Origin of the sequence: uncultured Alsobacter sp., assembly GCF_945952055.1 — a bacterium.
In the GTDB taxonomy this organism is placed as follows: domain Bacteria; phylum Pseudomonadota; class Alphaproteobacteria; order Rhizobiales; family Beijerinckiaceae; genus Alsobacter.
Genome location: NZ_CAMFHB010000054.1, coordinates 1 through 17,691, shown reverse-complemented (window position 1 = coordinate 17,691; position 17,691 = coordinate 1). Strand labels below are relative to the sequence as shown.

Below are 17,691 nucleotides of genomic sequence, written 5' to 3'. Positions count from 1 at the left end.
ACCGAGAGCAGGAAGGGGATCCCCGTGACGAAATCCATCACCAACTGGACCGCGGCCGACAACGCCATGGTTGAGAACGCGATCCGCCGCGGAGCCACGCGACGCGAGCTGATGCAGATGCTGCTGGCGGGCGGCGTGGCCAGCGCGGCCGGCAGCGCGCTGCTCGGCAGCGTCACGGCGGCCGTGGCGCAGACGCCGACGTCGGGCGGCAACCTCAAGGCCGCGGGCTGGTCGTCCTCGACCGCGGACACGCTCGACCCGGCCAAGGCGTCGCTCTCGACCGACTACGTGCGCTGCTGCGCCTTCTACAATCGCCTGACGTTCCTCGACAAAAGCGGCACGCCGCAGATGGAGCTCGCCGAGAGCATCGAGAGCAAGGACGCCAAGGTCTGGACGGTCAAGCTGCGCAAGGGCGTGACCTTCCACAACGGCAAGACGCTGTCCTCGGCCGACGTGGTGTTCTCGCTGAAGCGCCACCTCGACCCGGCGGTCGCCTCCAAGGTCAACTCGATCGCCAAGCAGATCACCGACGTGAAGGCGATCGATCCCCTCACCGTCGAGATCACCCTCGCCGATCCCAACGGCGACCTGCCGACCATCCTCGGCATGCATCACTTCATGATCATCGCCGACGGCACGACCGACTTCTCCAAGGCCAACGGCACCGGCGCCTTCGTCTGCCAGACCTTCGAGCCCGGCGTGCGCTCGGTCGCCGTGCGCAACAAGAACTACTGGAAGAAGCAGGCGAACCTGGAGTCCTTCGAGTTCTTCGCCATCCCCGACGACACGGCCCGCGTCAACGCGCTCCTGTCGGGCGACATCCAGCTGGCGGCGTCCATCAACCCGCGCTCCATGCGTCTCGTGGAGAGCCAGCCCGGCGTCGTCCTGTCCAAGACGACCTCGGGCAACTACACCAACCTCAACATGCGCATGGACATGTCGCCCGGCGACAAGGCGGGCTTCGTCGAGGGCGTGAAGTACCTGCTCAACCGCGAGCAGATCCAGAAGTCGGCCCTGCGTGGCCTCGCCGAGATCGCCAACGACCAGCCGGTCCCGCCGTCCAGCCCCTACTTCAACGCCGAACTGAAGCCCAAGCCCTACGATCCCGAGCGGGCCAAGTCGCTCTTCCAGAAGTCGGGCCTCCTCGGCCAGGCCGTGCCTCTCGTCGCGTCGGACGCCGCGTCGTCGTCCGTCGACATGGCGGTGGTCCTGCAGCAGGCCGGTGCGGCCATCGGCATGAACTTCGACGTCAAGCGGGTGCCGTCGGACGGCTACTGGTCGAACTACTGGCTGAAGGCGCCATTCCACTTCGGCAACATCAACCCGCGGCCGACGCCCGACATCCTGTTCTCGCTCCTCTACACGAGCTCGGCCCCCTGGAACGAAAGCCAGTACAAGTCCGAGAAGTTCGACCGCATGATCATCGAGGCGCGCGGCTCGCTCGACCAGGCCAAGCGCAAGCAAATCTACGGCGAGATGCAGGCGATGATCGCCAACGAGGCCGGTACGGCCATCCCCGTGTGGATCTCCAACGTCGACGCGATCTCGTCCAAGCTCCAGGGCCTGGAGTCCAACCCGCTCGGTGGCATGATGGGCTATGCCTTCGCCGAGTATGTCTGGCTCACGGCCTGAGGCTCGGATCTTGCAATGAACGAGGGAGCGGTACGCCGCTCCCTGAGTCCCTCCCTCGACGACAGGAGCCAGACGGGCAACGCCATGAACCGCTTCGTCTGGTCCCTCGTCGGCGGCCGACTGCTCGTCGCCCTGTTCACGCTGGTCGTGGTGTCGTTCACGGTCTTCTGCGCGACAGCGATCCTCCCCGGCGACGTCGCCGAGGTGCTGCTCGGCCAGGCCGCGACGCCCGAGGCCGTGGCCGGCCTGCGGGCGGCGATGCATCTCGACGAGCCCGGTTTCCTGCGCTTCGTGCGCTGGCTGGCGGGCCTGGGCAGCGGCGATCTCGGCGTGTCCTACGCCAACAAGATGCCGGTGACGCAGCTCATCGGTCCGCGGCTCCTCAACTCGCTGAAGCTCGCCGGGGTGACCGCCCTGGCGTCGGTGCCCATCGCGCTGTCGCTCGGCATCTGCGCCGCCATCCTGCGCGGCAGCCTGTTCGACCGCCTGCTCACCTTCGGCGTCATCGCGGTGATCTCGGTGCCCGAGTTCATGGTGGCGACCTCGGCGGTGCTGATCTTCGCCGTGCACCTGCGCTGGCTGCCGGCCCTCTCCGTCGCCCGGGAGGCGACGTCCTTCCTCGACCTGCTGCGCATCTTCGCCATGCCGGTGATCACGCTGGCCTTCGTCATCTCGGCGCAGATGATCCGCATGACGCGGGCCGCGATGATCGAGACGCTGAACACGCCGTACGTGGAGATGGCGAGGCTCAAGGGAGCATCGCCGGCGCGCATCGTGCTGCGGCATGCGCTGCCGAACGCGGTCGGCCCGATCATCAATGCGGTCGCCCTGTCGCTGTCCTACCTGCTCGGCGGCGTGATCATCGTCGAGACGATCTTCAACTATCCGGGCATCGCCAAGCTGATGGTGGATGCGGTCTCGACGCGAGACCTGCCGCTCATCCAGAGCTGTGCCATGGTGTTCTGCGTCGTCTACCTGCTCCTGATCACGATCGCCGACGTCGTGGCGATCCTGTCCAACCCGCGGCTGCGATGACCATGGTCGGTGCGATCCCCCTCCCGTTCCATTTCCGCATCAACCTGGTGGGCCTGCTGGCCTCCTGCACCATCCTGCTGTGGACGCTGGTGGCCCTCTTCGCGCCGCTGCTGGCGCCGCACGGAATCGGCGAGATCGTCGACAGCGACTATTTCGGACCGATGTCGGCGCAGTTCCCGCTGGGCACGGACTACCTGGGCCGCGACATGCTTTCGCGCATCCTCCTGGGGACGCGCTACACGGTCGGCATCTCGCTCGCGGCGGTGGGCTTGGCCTGCTTCACCGGCGTGACGCTGGGCATGGCGGCTGCGGTCGCCGGGGGGTGGACCGACACGGTGCTCAGCCGCTTCCTCGACGCCCTGAACTCGATCCCGAGCAAGCTCTTCGGCCTGGTCGTCGTGGCCGGCGTCGGCTCGTCGATCCCGGTTCTCATCATGACGCTGGCGGTGATCTACACCCCGGGCTCCTATCGCTTCGCCCGCGCGCTCGCCGTCAACGTCAACACCATGGACTTCATCACCGTGGCGCGGGCGCGCGGGGAGGGGGTGCCCTACATCATCGGCTCGGAGATCCTGCCCAACATCCTCGGGCCCGTGTTCGCGGACGTCGGCCTGCGCTTCGTGTTCATCGTGCTGCTCCTGTCGGGGCTGTCCTTCCTCGGCCTCGGCGTCCAGCCGCCGAATGCCGACTGGGGCGCCCTGGTGCGGGAGAACATCAGCGGCCTGCCCTTCGGCGCCCCGGCCGTGATGTTTCCCTCGGTCGCCATCGCCAGCCTGACGATCAGCGTCAACCTGCTGATCGACAACCTGCCGCGCAAGATCAGGGATCGGAGCGCATGATGGCCAACCTCGTCGAGATCCGGGATCTGCGCATCGGCGCCACGACGGATGCCGGCCGGCGGGTCGAGATCATCAAGGGCGTCAGCTTCGACATCGCCCCGGGCGAGATCGTCGCGCTGATCGGCGAGAGCGGCTCGGGCAAGACCACCATCGCGCTGTCCCTGATGGGCTACGCGCGCGAGGGCTGCCGGATCGAGGGTGGCAGCGTCGTCGTCGCCGGCAAGGACATGGTGCGTCTCACCGAGCGGCAGCGCGCCGCCGTGCGGGGCACCGAAGTGGCCTACGTGCCCCAGAGCGCGGCGGCGGCCTTCAACCCCGCCATGCGGATCATCGACCAGGTGGTCGAGGTCTCCCGCATCCATGGCCTCATGCCCGACGACAAGGCGCGCCTGCGCGCGGTCGAGCTCTTCCGGGCGCTGTCCCTGCCCAACCCGGACACCATCGGCGAGCGCTACCCGCACCAGGTCTCGGGCGGACAGCTGCAGCGGCTCTCGGCGGCGATGGCCCTGATCGGCAATCCGAGCCTCGTGATCTTCGACGAGCCGACCACCGCGCTCGACGTGACCACCCAGATCGAGGTGCTGCGGGCCTTCAAGGCGGTCATGCGGGAAAGCCGCATCGCGGGCGTCTACGTCTCGCACGACCTCGCCGTCGTGGCGCAGATCGCGGACCGGATCGTCGTGCTGAAGGGCGGCGAGGTGCAGGAGGTGGGGTCCACAGCGCACATCCTGCAGGCGCCGTCCCACCCCTACACGCAGGCGCTGCTGGCGGCCTTTCGGCCCGGCGGCCCACCGGCGGGCGCGGCGCCCGCGCCTCTCGCGCAGCCCGTGCTGGAGCTGCGGGACGTGGTGGCCGGCTACGGTGGCCTGCAGTCCGACGGGCGCCCGCTCGTCACCATCGTCAAGGGCGTGAGCCTGACGCTGCAGCCGGGGCGCAACCTCGGGGTCATCGGCGAGTCGGGCTGCGGCAAGTCGACCCTGGCGCGCGCCATCGCGGGGATCCTGCCCGCGGCGTCGGGCGAGATCCTGCTGCAGGGCAAGCCGCTGCCCAGCGCCGCCAAGGACCGCACGCGCGAGCAGCTGCGCCAGGTGCAGATCGTCTTCCAGTCGGCGGACACCGCCCTCAACCCGGCGAAGTGCATCGCCGACATCCTGGGACGCCCCCTCGCCTTCTATCACGGGCTCAAGGGGGCCGCGGCCGAGGCGCGGGTCGACCGGCTGCTCGACATGGTCCACCTGCCGCGCGGCCTGAAGCATCGCCGGCCGCCTGAGCTCTCCGGCGGGCAGAAGCAACGGATCAACCTCGCGCGGGCTCTCGCCGCCGATCCGCAGATCATCCTGTGCGACGAGATCACCTCCGCCCTCGATACCGTGGTGGCGGCGGCGATCATCGACCTGCTGAAGGAACTGCAGCGCGAACTCGGCCTGTGCTACGTATTCATCAGCCACGATCTTCCGACGGTCGAGGCCGTGTGCGACCAGATCGCGGTGATGTATGCGGGCGAGAAGATCGAGCAGATGTCGCGCGACGAGGTCGGCGCGCGCAACCACAAGGCCTATACGAAGCTGCTGTTCGCTTCGGTGCCGAAGCTCGACCCGCACTGGCTGGACTCGATCGAGAACGATCCCGAGGTGGTGGCCGCGCTGTCCCGGCGCTGACCCGTCGGCGGCCCGCGTGAATCGATCGACCCCCATGAGCATCACGGGACGCGCATGAAGCTCGACCAGATCGACATCAAGATTCTCTCGGAGCTGCAGAAGAACGGCCGCATCACCAATGTCGAGTTGGCCGGCCTCGTGAACCTCTCGCCGAGCCCTTGCCTGATCCGCGTCCGCAAGCTGCAGGACGAAGGCTACATCACCGGCTATTCGGCGCTGATCAACGTGGCGAAGCTCGGCCAGGCGCTGACGGTCTTCACCGAGATCACGCTCAAGAACCACCGGCAGATCGACTTTGCACGCTTCGTCGCGACGGTCGAGAAGCTCGACTGCGTGATGGAGTGCCACCTCATCTCGGGCGGGTACGACTACCTCGTGAAGTTCGTGACGGGCAGCATCGCCGAATACCAGTCGATCATGGAGCGGTTGATCGACCAGGACGTCGGCATCGACAAGTATTTCAGCTTCGTCGTCCTGAAGTCGCCGGTGGTGAAGAACCACGTTCCCCTGTCGAAGCTCTTCAACCGCTGACGGCCGGCACCCGCAGCAGAAAATGCGGTCTGCGGGACAACTCCAGCACCGGACGCTGCCGGGCCGCGGCTAGGGTTGCGGCACGTTCGGAGAGCCCTGATGCGCGTGCCCTTGATGACCATCCAGACCGGCTCGGCCCTGCCGGCCGAGGCCGACGTCGTCGTGATAGGGGCGGGCGTGGTGGGCACCTTCACGGCTTACTACCTGGCCCGCCGCGGCGTCCGGGTGGCGCTCCTCGAGAAGGGCGCCGTCGGTGCCGAGCAGTCGAGCCGCAACTGGGGCTGGTGTCGGCAGCAGAACCGCGACGCGCGGGAGCTTCCGCTCGCCACCAGGAGCCTGGCGCTGTGGGACTCGCTCGCCGCCGAGATCGGCGAGGATCCCGGCTTCAGCCGCTGCGGCCTGCTCTATCTCAGCAACGACGACGCGGAGATCGCGGGCTGGGCGCGGTGGGGTACCTTCGCGCGCGGCGTCGGCGTGACCACGTTCATGCTGGACGGCGAGGAGGCGAGCCGCCGCGGTGCGGCCACGGGCAAGCGCTGGAAGGGCGGCGTGTTCTCGCCGACCGACGGAATCGCGGACACCCGGCGTGCCGTTCCCGTGGCGGCGCTGGGGGTCATGAAGTACGGCGGCACCGTGCACCAGGGCTGCGCCGCCCGGGGCCTCGAGGTGTCGGCCGGCCGCGTCAGCGGCGTGGTGACCGAGGCCGGGACGATCCGGACCCGCACGGTGGTCATGGCCGGGGGGGCCTGGGCGTCGTCGTTCTGCAACCAGCTCGGCGTGCGGTTTCCGCAGTCTTCCGTGCGCTCCTCGATCCTGGCCGTCGCGCCGGGCGCCCAGGGGCTGCCCGATGCCCTCCACACCAGCCAGGTGTCGGTGACGCGCCGCGGCGACGGTGGCTACAACCTGGCCATCAGCGGCGGCGCCCGGGTCGATCCCACGCCACAGCAGATCCGGTTCATCCGGCAGTTCGGCCCGATGCTGGCGAAGCGCTGGCGCAACATCGCGCCGGGCGGACTCCAGGCCTGGAAGGCGGGACACGAGACCCTGGCGCGCTGGCGGCTGGACGAGCCCACCCCCATGGAGGCGTGCCGGGTTCTCGATCCGGTGCCGGACGCGCGCCAGATCGCGCTCACGCACCGCCGCGCCATGGACCTGCTGCCGGCGCTGCGCACCGTGCCCGTCGCGGCGACCTGGGCGGGATACATCGACAGTACGCCGGACGGCGTTCCGGCCATCGGCGAGATCGAGGACATTCCGGGCTTCATCCTGGCCGCCGGCTTCAGCGGCCACGGCTTCGGGATCGGTCCCGGCGCGGGGCACCTGATCGCGGACATCGTCACGGGTGCCGAGCCCCTGGTCGATCCGCGCCCCTACCATCCGCGTCGCTTCGCGGCATCGGCCTGGGGCAAGGTCGCCGAATTCTGAGCCCTTCGGCGCGCCGTCAGGCGGCGAACCGGGACGCCAGGGCGACGATCATGTCCTCGCAGTCCGCGAGCTCCCCGCGCGTGATGAACTCGTTGGCCTTGTGGGCCCGCGCGATGTCCCCCGGCCCGCAGACGATCGCGTCGATCCCCGCCGCCTGGTAGAGCCCCGCCTCGGTCCCGTAGCTCACGGCGGCGAGAGGCTCGTGGCCCGCGACCTCCGCCAGGAGCGTGGCGATGGGCGCGCTGCGGGGCAAGGCGAGCGCGGGATAGTCCGAGAGCGGCTCCCAGGCGGTCGCAAAGCCCTGCCGGTCGAGCGCCGCGAGGGCGTCGCGGACGGGCGCCAGCAGCGCGGCGGCGGACTGGCCGGCGATGGCGCGGGCCTCGATCTCGGCCGTGCAGAGCGCCGGGATGACGTTGAGGGCGTGGCCGCCCGTGAGCGTTCCGACCTGGATGGTCGAATAGGGCGGCGCGAAGGAGGGATGGTGCGGGCCGCGCGTGGCGGCTTCGGCGGCCGCCACGGCGGCCGAGAGCACGCTCGCCATGCCGTGGATGGCGTTCAGTCCGAGATCGGGGCGCGACGAGTGCCCGGACCGCCCCTGCACCGTGATCCGCGCCGCGGCCTTTCCCTTGTGCGCCAGGATCGCCCGCAGGCCACTCGGCTCGCCGATCACGGCGCAGGCCGGCGGGGCGCACAGCTCGCCGAGCCTGGCGATGAGATGCGGGACGCCGCGGCACCCGGCCTCCTCGTCATAGGAGAAGGCCAGATGCACGGGCCGGGCGAGGTCCTGCCCCGCGAGGCGCGGCACCGCCGCGAGCACGGCGGCCAGAAAGCCCTTCATGTCGCTCGTGCCCCGCCCGAGCAGGCGGTCGCCGTCGGCGTGCAGTCGGAAGGGATCGGTCGCCCAGTCCGGTTCCGCGGCCGGCACGACGTCCATGTGGCCGGAGAGGACGAGGCCAGGCCTGTCCGGCACGCCGATGGTCGCGAACAGATTCGCCCGGTCGCCCTCGGGACCCGGCAGGACATGGGCGATGACGCCATGACCGGCCAGCCAGGACCGGATCCAGTCCACGATGTCACCGTTGGGCCGGCCGACCACGGACGGGAAGGCGACGAGCTGCGCCAGGATCTCTTCGCGGGTCATGGGAGGGCCTCCGGTGGACGGGTCCCATGCTAGTCGTCACCGCGCGCAACAGGATGCTGCGATGCGCCTCCGGGCAGCGCAAAGATGCGGTCGTGCGCGTTCGTCGGGGGGCGCGTCGTCATCCCTCCTCCCGTCCGCGGGCCACCGGCCGATTACGGCCGTGTCGGGGGCGAGGGGCCGTCGTCCCGAGCCGACGCGAGGGAGCCCGGGAGACCTTGCACCGATCCACGCAGGGCGAGCTGCGGCAGCAGGGTGACGTGGCGCGAGGCGGACGTGTCGCCCTGGATCCGCGACAGCACGGTGCTGGCGGCTGTTTCGCCGAGTTCCAGAAGCGGCTGCACCACCGCCGAAATCCCCGGCTTGGCGAACCGCATCCAGTCGAGATCGTCGAAGCAGACCAGGGACACGTCGGTCGGGATCGCCATCTCGAGCGTGGTGATGGCGTCCATGGCGGCGGCCGACATCAGTCCGTCGGCGGTGAAGAGAGCGCTCACGCGCTGCTGCCGGTCCAGGAGCTTCAGCGTTTCGGCCTTTCCGGCCGCGACGGAATACTCGCCGACGCGCGCGATGAAGGCCGGCTCGATGGTGAGGCCGGCGCTGCGATGCGCATCCAGGTAGCCGTAGAGGCGCTGCCAGCTCGGGAACAGCGCCGTTGCCTCGACCCTGTCGTCCTCGACCGCCCTGACGAAAGCCGCGACGCTGCCGTAGGCAGATCGCTCCAGCTCGGCCACGATGCCGATGCGACGATGACCGGCCGCGATCAGGTGCGCGACGGCGTCGCGCGCCGCGCCGCGGTTGTCGACGGTGACCGAGTCCGCCGGCAGGCCGGCCACGATGCGGTCGACCTGCACCACCGGGCAGCCCCCTTCGATCGCCGCATGGAGATGGGGCGAGTTGAGGAGGTCGGAGGGTGCCACGATCAGCCCGTCCACCTGCTTCTCGAGAAGCAGTTGCACCGCCTCGATCTCCCGGTCGGACCGCTCGTCGGTGTTCGTCACGATCACCCCGAAGCCTTCGGTCCGGGCAACGTCCGAAATGCCGCGCAGCATGCTGGCGTAGAACGGGCTCTGGATGTCGCCCGCGACCACGCCGATCGTCTTGGTGCGCCCGGTGATCAAGCTGCGGGCGAGCAGATTGGGCCTGTAGCCCATCGCCTCCGCACTGGCGCGAACCCGGTCGCGAACCTCGGTGCTGGTGTAGCCATAGCCGCCAAGCACGCGGCCGGCCGTCGCCGTGCTGACGCCAGCGTGCCGCGCCACGTCGGTGATGGTGATCTTGTCCGGGCGTCGGGGAGCCATGGGTCTACCGCAGTCGGAAGGCGTGGTTACACGCTCGCATGCGCGGTTGGCTATAGCATGCCGCGAAAAGGTGGAACCCGACCGTTCGCAGCAGCCGTGAACCGTCCGAACCCGCAGTGCGTCACAGGGCGCCTACAGCAGCAGACCGTACCGAAGTCCGTCGTAGATCGCAGCGTGCACGTTGCGCGACTGGATGGCGTCGCCAATGCGGATCAGGACGAAGTCGCCATCGGGATTGCGGTCCGGAAACGGCGGACGCCCGGCCGTCAGGGCTTCGTAGTCGACCTCCCCGCGGTTCATGGAGCGGGGGCGCAGGGCGAGATAGAGATCGTCCATCGGTGCCGTTCCGTGTTCGACGACAACCTGGTCGACGCGTCGCTCTTCCCGGATCTCCGGCGCGTAGTCGGACGAGAGCGTGGCGACGAGGGCGTTTCCGTCACGTCGGACGGATGTGAGGCGCGTGGTGATCGTCAGCTGCGCCCCGTGTCGCCGGAAGGCCTGCATGTAGGGGACGTGGTTGAAGGGTCCGATGTCGGGGGCGAAGTTGCGTTCGGGGGTCACGATCTCGAGGCGAGAGCCGGCCTTTGCGATCATCTCGGCCGCGGACATCCCGGGGTGAGCGCCGTTGTCGTCGTAGACGAGGACGTTCTGGGCGATCTGCACGGTGCCCGCCAGCACGTCCCAGCTCGAGACGACGAGGTCGTCGCCCGCTTCGAGCGCCGGCGACTGCGGCACGCCGCCCGTGGCGACGATGACGACGTCGGGTTTGAACGGATCGACGTCGCCGGCCTCGATCCAGGTGTCGTAGCGCAGTTCGACGCCGAGGCGCTGCAGTTCGGCTAGCCGCCAGTCGATGATGCCGACCAGTTCGCGGCGGCGCGGGTTCTGCGTCGCAAGCCTGAGTTGCCCGCCGGCCTTCCCGGCGGCCTCGCACACGGTGACGTGGTGTCCGCGCTCCGCGGCGACGCGCGCGGCCTCCAACCCGGCCGGGCCCGCGCCGACCACGAGCACCCTGCGCAGGGGCCCCTCGCTTCGCGCGATGACGTGCGGCATCGTCGCTTCGCGGCTTGTGGCGGCGTTGTGGATGCACAGCGTCTCGCCGCCCTCGCCGCCCCGGTCGACGCAATAGCTTGCGCCGACGCAGGGGCGGACATGGTGCTCGTGGCCGGCCGCGACCTTCCGGGCGATATGCGGATCGGCGATGTGGGCTCGAGTCATGCCGACCATGTCCAGCTTGCCCGAAGCGATGGCGTGGCGCGCGGTGGCGACATCGTTGATGCGCGCTGCGTGGAAGACGGGAAACCGCGCGGCCGAGCGAACCTCGCCCGCGAAGTCGAGATGCGGGGACGCCGGCGTGCCGTGCAGCGGGATGACTTTGGCGAGCGACACGTCGCTCTCGACCGAGCCCCGAATGATGTTGAGGAAATCCACCTTGCCGCTGGCGGCCATGCGCCTTGCGATCTCGACACCGTCGGCGCGCGACAGCCCGTCCTTCAGCGCCTCGTCGGCCGTCATGCGGATCCCGACGACGAAGTCCGGTCCCACCGCGGCGCGCACTGCGTCGATGACGCGCCAGCTGAAGCGAAGACGGTCGTCGAGCGAGCCGCCATACTCGTCGTCGCGCCGGTTGGTGGCGGGCGACCAGAACTGGTCCATCAGATGGCCGTAGGCCTCGAACTCCAACCCGTCGAGGCCCGCCGCCTGGCACCGCTGCGCCGCGCTCGCGTAGTCGGCGACGATGCGGTCGAGATCCCAGTGCTCGGCCGTCTTGGGAAAGGCCCGATGCGCGGGCTCGCGCACCGGGGACGGCGCGAGAACGGGCAACCAGTCGCCGGTGTTCCAGGCGGTGCGGCGACCCAGGTGAGTGATCTGGATCATCACCTTGCAGTCATGCTCGTGGCAGGCGTCCGCCATCTCGCGCAGCCACGGCACGATGGCGTCGTCGTAGAGGTGCAGGTTGCCGAAGACGGCGGGGCTGTCGCGCGACACGACGGCGGACCCGGCTGTCATCGTCAGCGCAATCCCGCCTCTGGCCTTCTCTGCGTGATAAAGGCGATAGCGAGCCTTCGGCATGCCGTCTTCGCCATAGCCCGGCTCATGCGCCGTCGACATGAAGCGGTTCTTCAGCGTCAGGTGCTTCAGCCTGAACGGCGTGAGCAGCGGGTCCGACCGATCGCTCATGGGGCGCGCCCCGCGACGGCTCTCAGCCACTGCGCCGTGAAGAGGTCGAGATGGCCGCCGCCGACGTTCTTGAAGACCGTGATCTCGTCAGCATGCGTGCGGCCCGGATGGCGTCCCCCACACAGGTCGAAGAGGTCGGCCCGCACGTTCGACCAGTCGATGCGGCCGCTCTGGACCGGTTGGGCCAGGTCGCCCGCCCCTTCCATGCCCGAGCGCGTGTCGACGAAGATCGAGCCCCGTGCCATGGCGTCGTCGTCGGCCTCGCGCATGGTCGGAAGGTACGCGCCGACGAGATCCAGATGGGCGCCGGGCTTGAGCAGCGCACCCCTCACCAGCGGCGCGTCCGACATGGTGACACAGGAGATCACGTCGGCCTCCGCCACGGCTTCGTCGAGGTTGGACACGGCGCGGATCGTGAATCCTCGCCCTGCCTGCGCGCGCGCCAGCGCCTCGGCCCGGTGATGCGTCCTGTTCCACACCAGCACCCGGTCGATCGACGGGCGCGCGGCGCGATGGGCCTCGAGAACGTGGGGCGCGAGTCCGCCCGCTCCGACAATGAGGAGGACGCGCGCGTCCGGCCGGGCCAGTAGGCTGGCGCCGAGCGCGGAGTCAGCCGCGGTCTTGCGGAAGGTCATGGCGGCGCCGTCCGCCGCCAGCACCGGCGCTCCGGTTGCGGCATCGAAGACCGCGACCAGCCCCTGGACGGAGGGCTGCGGGGGCGTGAGGGCGAGGTTGTCGGGGAACACGCCGACCATCTTCACCGCGATGACGGATCCGCCCTGCCAGCCCACCAGCACGACGAACCTGTTGTCGCCGCCGGCGGGATCGTCTCGCACCATGTGCGCGGCGTCGGGCCCCGCCTGGCGATGGGCCTGGCGCAGGGCTTCGATCAGCTCCGGATAGGCCAGCAGCGCATGAACGGCTTCGGCGTCATAGAAGCGCATGATCTAGAACATCAGGTTGGGAAGGAAGGTCACGAGCGGCGGGCAGAACGTCAGGATGAAGAGGAGGACGGTGAGCGTCAGCATGAACGGGAGCATTTCGACGGTCAGTTCCTCGAGCGTGCATTTAGTAATCGAGCAGACGGTGTAGATGACGGTCCCGACGGGCGGACTGATCGACGCGATCGTGGTGTTGAAGACGATCAGGATCCCGAAGTGGACCGGATCGATCCCGATCTTGGTGGCCACCTGGAGAAGCAGCGGCGCGAGAATGACGAGGAGGGCGATCCCCTCCAGGATGGTGCCCAGCACGAGCAGCGCCAGCATGATGATGGAGAGCACGACGTACTTGTTGTCGGAGAGCGTCAGGAGCGCCTCGACGATGCGCTGGGGGACCTGCTCCAGCGCGAGAATGATGCCGAGGACGCCCGCGGCTGCGACGATGAACATGACACTGGCGGTGGTGAACGCCGCCTCCCGCAGCAGGTCGTAGATGTCGGTGGCGCCAAAGCCGCGGTAGATGAAGAGCCCGACCGCGAGCGCATACAGGGCGGCCATGGCGCCGAGTTCCGTCGGCGTGAACCAGCCGCCACGCAGCCCCACGATGAGCATGACCGGCATGGCCAGTGCCCACAGGGCGGCGCGGAAGCGGGTCGCGATCTCCGGCCCCGCCATCCGGGTCGTGCGCGAGGATGCGTAGTTGCGGCGGATGGCGAGGTGGCGGACCGTCGCCATCAGCACGAGCGTGCACAGCACCGCCGGAACGATGCCGCCGATAAACAGCCGGCCGATCGACGTGTCGGTCAGCAGTCCGTAGATGATCAGGCCGATGCTGGGCGGCAACAGCGGCGCTATGACCCCGGAGACCACGCTGATCGCGGAGCCGAAGCCGTTGGAGTATCCCTGGCGCCGCATGATCGGGACCAGCGAGCGCGCATCGATGGCCGCATCGGCATTGGCCGACCCCGACATGGCGCCGATGAAGAGCGAATTCAGCACGCCGACCTGGGCCAGGCCGCCGCGCCAGTGGCCCACCATTGCGTCGGCGAGGCCATACAGCCGGTCGGCGATCCCGCCGCGGGCCATTGCCGCCCCGGCGAAGACGAAGAAAGGCACCGCGAGCAGCGGAAAGGATTCCAGCGACGACGACATGCGCTGCGCCACGATGCTGGCCATCATCGGGTTCTCGACGAAGTAGAACACGGATGCGCCGAGCATCACGAACGCCACGGGGACGCCGAAGACCAGGAGGAGGAAGAAGACGATGGACGCAAGGATCACGACGTCGTCCTCCCGACAGCCTCACCGCGGTACAACCGAACCATCTCGCGGACCTGCACCACGATGACGAGAACCATGGAGACGAGCAGGCCGGCCGAGACGATCCATTTGGGCCAGCCGAGCGACAGGAACCGCGAGAAGCGCGCGGTTCCGATCTGCATCCACGCGGAGTAGATGATCGCCGCGCTGCAGATGACGACGACCGCGCGCGACGCGATCCGGCAGTACAGCGGCAGCCTGCCGGGCAGTCGATCGACGAAATAGTCGACGCCGAAGAACTGCCCGTCGAGCGCGGCGCCGACCAGCCCAAACCACACGACACCGGCGAAGGCCAGCATGGCGATGTCGTGGGCCGCATGGAACGGGAGCCCGAAGACGTTTCGGGCGATGATGTTGGCGGTGACCACGATGATCACGAGAGCCAGCAGAACCACCGGAACGACGGTTCCGATGATCGACAGGATTGCGTCAAGCACCCTCACGCCGCCCCCCTTTCGTCACGCCGCCCCAGGGCGTGGTCACCGCAGCAGCAACGTCTACTTGCCGGCGGCCGCCGCCAGGACCTTCTCGTGGAGCCCGGCGGGCCACTTCGGGAAGCTCGTGTAGAAGCTGGCGGTCATCTTGCGGTAGGCCGGGATGTCCGCCTCGTGGAATGTCACGCCGGCGGCTTCGAATTCCTTGCGAATGGCGGCACCGCGTTCCGCGGAGACCTTCGACAGCTCCTGGCCACCCTTGCGGAACTCCTCGAGGAGGATGGCGCGGTCGCCGGCCGACAGCCCCTTGAAGGTCGCCTCGCTCATCACCCAGCCGGTGAACAGGTTGAAATGGCCGGTCAGCGTGATGTGCTTGGACACCTCGAACCACTTGCTCGCCCGCAAACCCGTCAGCGGCGACTCGGCGGCGGCCACGACGCCCTGCGACAGCGCCGAATAGACCTCCGCGGCCTCTACCGTGGTCGCAACGACGCCGAGGGGCTCGAAGGTCTTGATCCACGTCTCCACCGGCGGGACGCGCATCCGAACGCCCTTCAGGCTTTCGGGCTTGCCGTAACCGGCATTGCCGATCATGTGGCGGGGGCCGTCGAACCAGTTGAGGGCGATGACGCGGATGCCGGACTTGGCGGCGAGTTGGTCGTACCAGCCCTGCAGGAGCGGCGAGAACGCCAGGCGTTCACCCTCCTCGTTGTTGGCGACGATGAAGGGCCCTTCGATGACGGACAGTTCGGGGACGCCGAAGCCGGCCATGAAGGAGGCCGACGTGTAGGTGATCACGGGCTGGCCCTGGCTGGCCTGCTCGATGGAGTCGTTGGTCGTGCCGAGCTGACCGGACGGGAAAAGCCGGAAGGTCACGCGGCCCTGGGTGCGCTCGGTGACCCGGTCCGCGACCTTCTGCACGAAGACGAGGGACTCGGCCGTCGGCGGATTGACTGAAGCGATCCGGATCGCGGTCGGGGTCTGGGCCTGCGCGCCCAGGGACATGGCTGCGAGGGCCACCGAAACCGCTGCGCCGGCCAGCGCGCGGCGCGTGATCTTGGAAAAGGGCATGCCATCCTCCTTCTCTCTGGTGTTTGTCTTGATCGCGGGCGTCTATGCGCTGCCTGTACTGCGGCTACTTCTGCTCAGTAGTTCGTGATTTTCTTCATGTAGCGCCGGGCTTCGAGCATCGGCTTCTGCCGCACCGCCGCCAGGCGGTACGCGAACACCCACAGGACGTCGAAGAAGATCAACGGCACGAAGAGCTCCCGGAACGGGTCCGCCAGGGCGTCGAGATCGAGGTCGGCCGCATCGAGAACCAGGATGTTGCCCGGATCGCCGTACCGCATCAGGAAGTCTCGCGCTCGCTCTTCCAGCCTCCTGGTCGGGCCGGTCCCGAGCAGCGCGATGAAGCGAGCCGACTTGTCAACCACCTCGAACGGCCCGTGAAAGAACTCGTCGGCGTGGACGGCTTGCGAGTTGATCCACTGCATTTCCATGAGGACGCAGATCGCGAATGAATACGCTGCCCCGGAATTTGGCCCAGCTGCCAGCGTATAGACGGCGGGTGCAGTGGCGAAACTCTCGGCATAGGCGGCGATCGGCGCGCAGAGGCGCTCCTTGGCCTTGTCGATGGTGGGCTGCAGGCCGGCAAGGCTCGTCGCCAGCGCGGGGCGCAGGTCGGCCTGCCCCCGTTGGGCGAGCAGCCCCACGAGCAGCGCATAAAGGACGGCATAGTTGCTGTCGGACGCGTCAATGCTTTCGCCGGTGGTGTAGTGCGCCCGATATGCCACCCGGTGATCCGAAGCAGAGGCCAGCGGCGACGCCAGGTCGAGCGACATGGCGATGGTGACGGCACCCTTTTCACGGGCGAAGCGCGCAGCGGCGACGGTCTCCTTGGTCGTGCCGGTCTGCGAGCACAGGATCACCAGCGCCCGCGGACCGAGGCGCGCGGGCGAACGGCAGATGAACTCGTCCGCATTGAGCGCGTCGCACGGCAGGTCGGGCGCGGTCCGGTCCATGAGATATTTTCCGGCCAGCATGATCGAGAAGGACCCGCCACAGGCGACCAGGAAGACATGCGAGAGCGGCCTTTCGGCAATGGCGTCCAGCGCTGCGGCGACATCGGCCTTGGTGTGAGCGCCCATTCTCGTCTCTCGGGTGTACGGCGCGGGCTTTTTGCCCGCTCGTTGACGATGCGAGGGCAGTGTGCGAACGTTCTCACACGTTGTCAATCGGAGAGTTCGGCATGGTGCGCATCGTTGGCGTGGGCGACAACGACGTCGATTGCTACCTCAGTGACGGGCTGATGTACCCCGGCGGGAACTGCTTCAACGTCTCGGTGTTCGCGCGGCGCTGCGGCGCCGCTGCCGCCTACGTGGGCGCGGTCGGCGACGATGCCCCCGGCCGCCTGATCCGGCACGTGCTCGACACCGAAGGCGTCGATGCAAGCCATCTTCGCGTGGTTGAGGGCAGGACAGCCCATTGCGTGATCGGGCACGTGGGCGGCGACCGCCAGTTCGTTTCCTACGATCTGGGCGTGTCGCGATTCGAGCCTAGCCGTGGAGACCTGGACTTCATCGCCCGTCATGACGCCGCTCACGTCTACCAGCACGCCGGGCTCGACGGATGCCTCGGCGCCATCTCGTTGGCCACGCGCCTGTCCTACGATTTTTCCACACGCCGCGAGCCCGACCATCGCGCGCGCGTTGCGGCGCATTGCTGGCTCGCGTCGATCTCTGCGACCGAATCCTCGACGGCGGAGTTGCGCGGGGTCGTCGGCGCCATGCATGCGGCCGGGGCGCGTTGGGTTCTCGCGACCCGGGGCGCGGACGGCGCGGTCCTGTCGGGGAACGACGGATGGCATGAGATCACGGCGGCTCCAGCAACCGTCGTCGACACATTGGGAGCCGGCGACAGTTTCATCGCCAGGGTGCTCGTCGGGCTGCTGCGCGACGAATCTCCCGACGCCGTGCTGCAGGCTGCTGCGGACGAGGCCGCGCGGACGTGCGGTTATTGTGGCGCGGTCGGCTATGGCGTCCCCTCCACCGTCCAGACCGGGGCGGCCTGAGCGCGGGCTGCGGGGACCGGGACGGGAGATCGCCGGCGCAAGGGGGGCGGGCAGGGAAGCGGGAGCCCAAAACGCAAAAACGCCGCCCGGGAAGGGGCGGCGTTGGTTCAGCGCGTGAGCACTGCGTATTTTGGTTGCGGGGACGCGAAACCAGCGTCGCTTGCACTCATTGCATTGCCGTGTTCC

Annotated in this window: 15 protein-coding genes; 7 read left to right on the top strand and 8 right to left on the bottom strand. The window is 68.6% G+C overall.

What is annotated here, in order from left to right:
- The first annotated feature begins 24 nt into the window (after positions 1–24).
- The 6 genes from Q0Q47_RS26705 to Q0Q47_RS26680 all read left to right on the top strand — a co-directional run bounded on the left by Q0Q47_RS26705 (position 25) and on the right by Q0Q47_RS26680 (position 7,120).
- Positions 25–1,632: an ABC transporter substrate-binding protein gene (locus Q0Q47_RS26705; protein ID WP_293867440.1), complete on the top strand. Its 1,608-nt coding sequence runs from the start codon at positions 25–27 to the stop codon at positions 1,630–1,632.
- An 84-nt stretch (positions 1,633–1,716) separates the two neighbouring features.
- The gene (locus Q0Q47_RS26700; RefSeq protein WP_293867474.1) at positions 1,717–2,667 is read left to right on the top strand and encodes an ABC transporter permease; all 951 of its coding nucleotides are present in this window, start codon (positions 1,717–1,719) and stop codon (positions 2,665–2,667) included.
- Positions 2,664–3,506 carry an ABC transporter permease gene (locus Q0Q47_RS26695; protein WP_293867438.1) on the top strand — a complete coding sequence of 281 codons (843 nt, stop codon included), beginning with the start codon at positions 2,664–2,666 and terminating at the stop codon, positions 3,504–3,506. Before Q0Q47_RS26700 ends, Q0Q47_RS26695 begins: the two co-directional genes overlap by 4 nt.
- Positions 3,506–5,164, top strand: coding sequence for an ABC transporter ATP-binding protein (locus Q0Q47_RS26690; RefSeq protein ID WP_293867472.1), 1,659 nt, complete (start codon positions 3,506–3,508; stop codon positions 5,162–5,164). The genes Q0Q47_RS26695 and Q0Q47_RS26690 overlap by 1 nt, the downstream gene beginning before the upstream one ends.
- A gap of 54 nt (positions 5,165–5,218) precedes the next feature.
- Positions 5,219–5,695, top strand: a complete 477-nt coding sequence (locus tag Q0Q47_RS26685; RefSeq protein ID WP_293867436.1) for an Lrp/AsnC family transcriptional regulator — start codon at positions 5,219–5,221, stop codon at positions 5,693–5,695.
- Positions 5,696–5,794: 99 nt separating this feature from the next.
- Positions 5,795–7,120 (top strand): FAD-binding oxidoreductase, encoded by a 1,326-nt coding sequence (locus Q0Q47_RS26680; protein ID WP_293867434.1) that lies wholly within the window; start codon positions 5,795–5,797, stop codon positions 7,118–7,120.
- A 16-nt stretch (positions 7,121–7,136) separates the two neighbouring features.
- On the opposite strand, the gene argE is transcribed toward Q0Q47_RS26680, so the two are convergent.
- The 8 genes from argE to Q0Q47_RS26640 form a co-directional block, all read right to left on the bottom strand.
- The gene (gene argE / locus Q0Q47_RS26675) at positions 7,137–8,261 is read right to left on the bottom strand and encodes an acetylornithine deacetylase (RefSeq protein ID WP_293867432.1); all 1,125 of its coding nucleotides are present in this window, start codon (positions 8,259–8,261) and stop codon (positions 7,137–7,139) included.
- Positions 8,262–8,413: 152 nt separating this feature from the next.
- Positions 8,414–9,559 (bottom strand): LacI family DNA-binding transcriptional regulator, encoded by a 1,146-nt coding sequence (locus tag Q0Q47_RS26670; RefSeq protein ID WP_293867430.1) that lies wholly within the window; start codon positions 9,557–9,559, stop codon positions 8,414–8,416.
- Between the two features lie 132 nt (positions 9,560–9,691).
- Positions 9,692–11,740 carry an NADH:flavin oxidoreductase gene (locus tag Q0Q47_RS26665; RefSeq protein WP_293867428.1) on the bottom strand — a complete coding sequence of 683 codons (2,049 nt, stop codon included), beginning with the start codon at positions 11,738–11,740 and terminating at the stop codon, positions 9,692–9,694.
- Positions 11,737–12,684: an ornithine cyclodeaminase gene (locus Q0Q47_RS26660; RefSeq protein ID WP_293867426.1), complete on the bottom strand. Its 948-nt coding sequence runs from the start codon at positions 12,682–12,684 to the stop codon at positions 11,737–11,739. Before Q0Q47_RS26660 ends, Q0Q47_RS26665 begins: the two co-directional genes overlap by 4 nt.
- Positions 12,685–12,687: 3 nt before the next feature.
- A complete protein-coding gene (locus Q0Q47_RS26655) occupies positions 12,688–13,962 on the bottom strand; it encodes a TRAP transporter large permease (protein WP_293867424.1) in 1,275 nt (424 codons plus the stop codon).
- Positions 13,959–14,444 (bottom strand): TRAP transporter small permease, encoded by a 486-nt coding sequence (locus Q0Q47_RS26650; protein ID WP_293867422.1) that lies wholly within the window; start codon positions 14,442–14,444, stop codon positions 13,959–13,961. Before Q0Q47_RS26650 ends, Q0Q47_RS26655 begins: the two co-directional genes overlap by 4 nt.
- Before the next feature lie 54 nt (positions 14,445–14,498).
- Positions 14,499–15,506, bottom strand: a complete 1,008-nt coding sequence (gene dctP, locus Q0Q47_RS26645) for a TRAP transporter substrate-binding protein DctP (protein ID WP_293867420.1) — start codon at positions 15,504–15,506, stop codon at positions 14,499–14,501.
- A 74-nt stretch (positions 15,507–15,580) separates the two neighbouring features.
- A complete protein-coding gene (locus Q0Q47_RS26640; protein WP_293867418.1) occupies positions 15,581–16,582 on the bottom strand; it encodes an SIS domain-containing protein in 1,002 nt (333 codons plus the stop codon).
- Positions 16,583–16,683: 101 nt separating this feature from the next.
- Here Q0Q47_RS26640 and Q0Q47_RS26635 point away from each other — a divergent pair, with 101 nt between their 5' ends.
- Entirely contained in the window at positions 16,684–17,505 is an 822-nt protein-coding gene (locus tag Q0Q47_RS26635) for a PfkB family carbohydrate kinase (protein WP_293867416.1), read from the top strand.
- Positions 17,506–17,691: the final 186 nt, after the last annotated feature.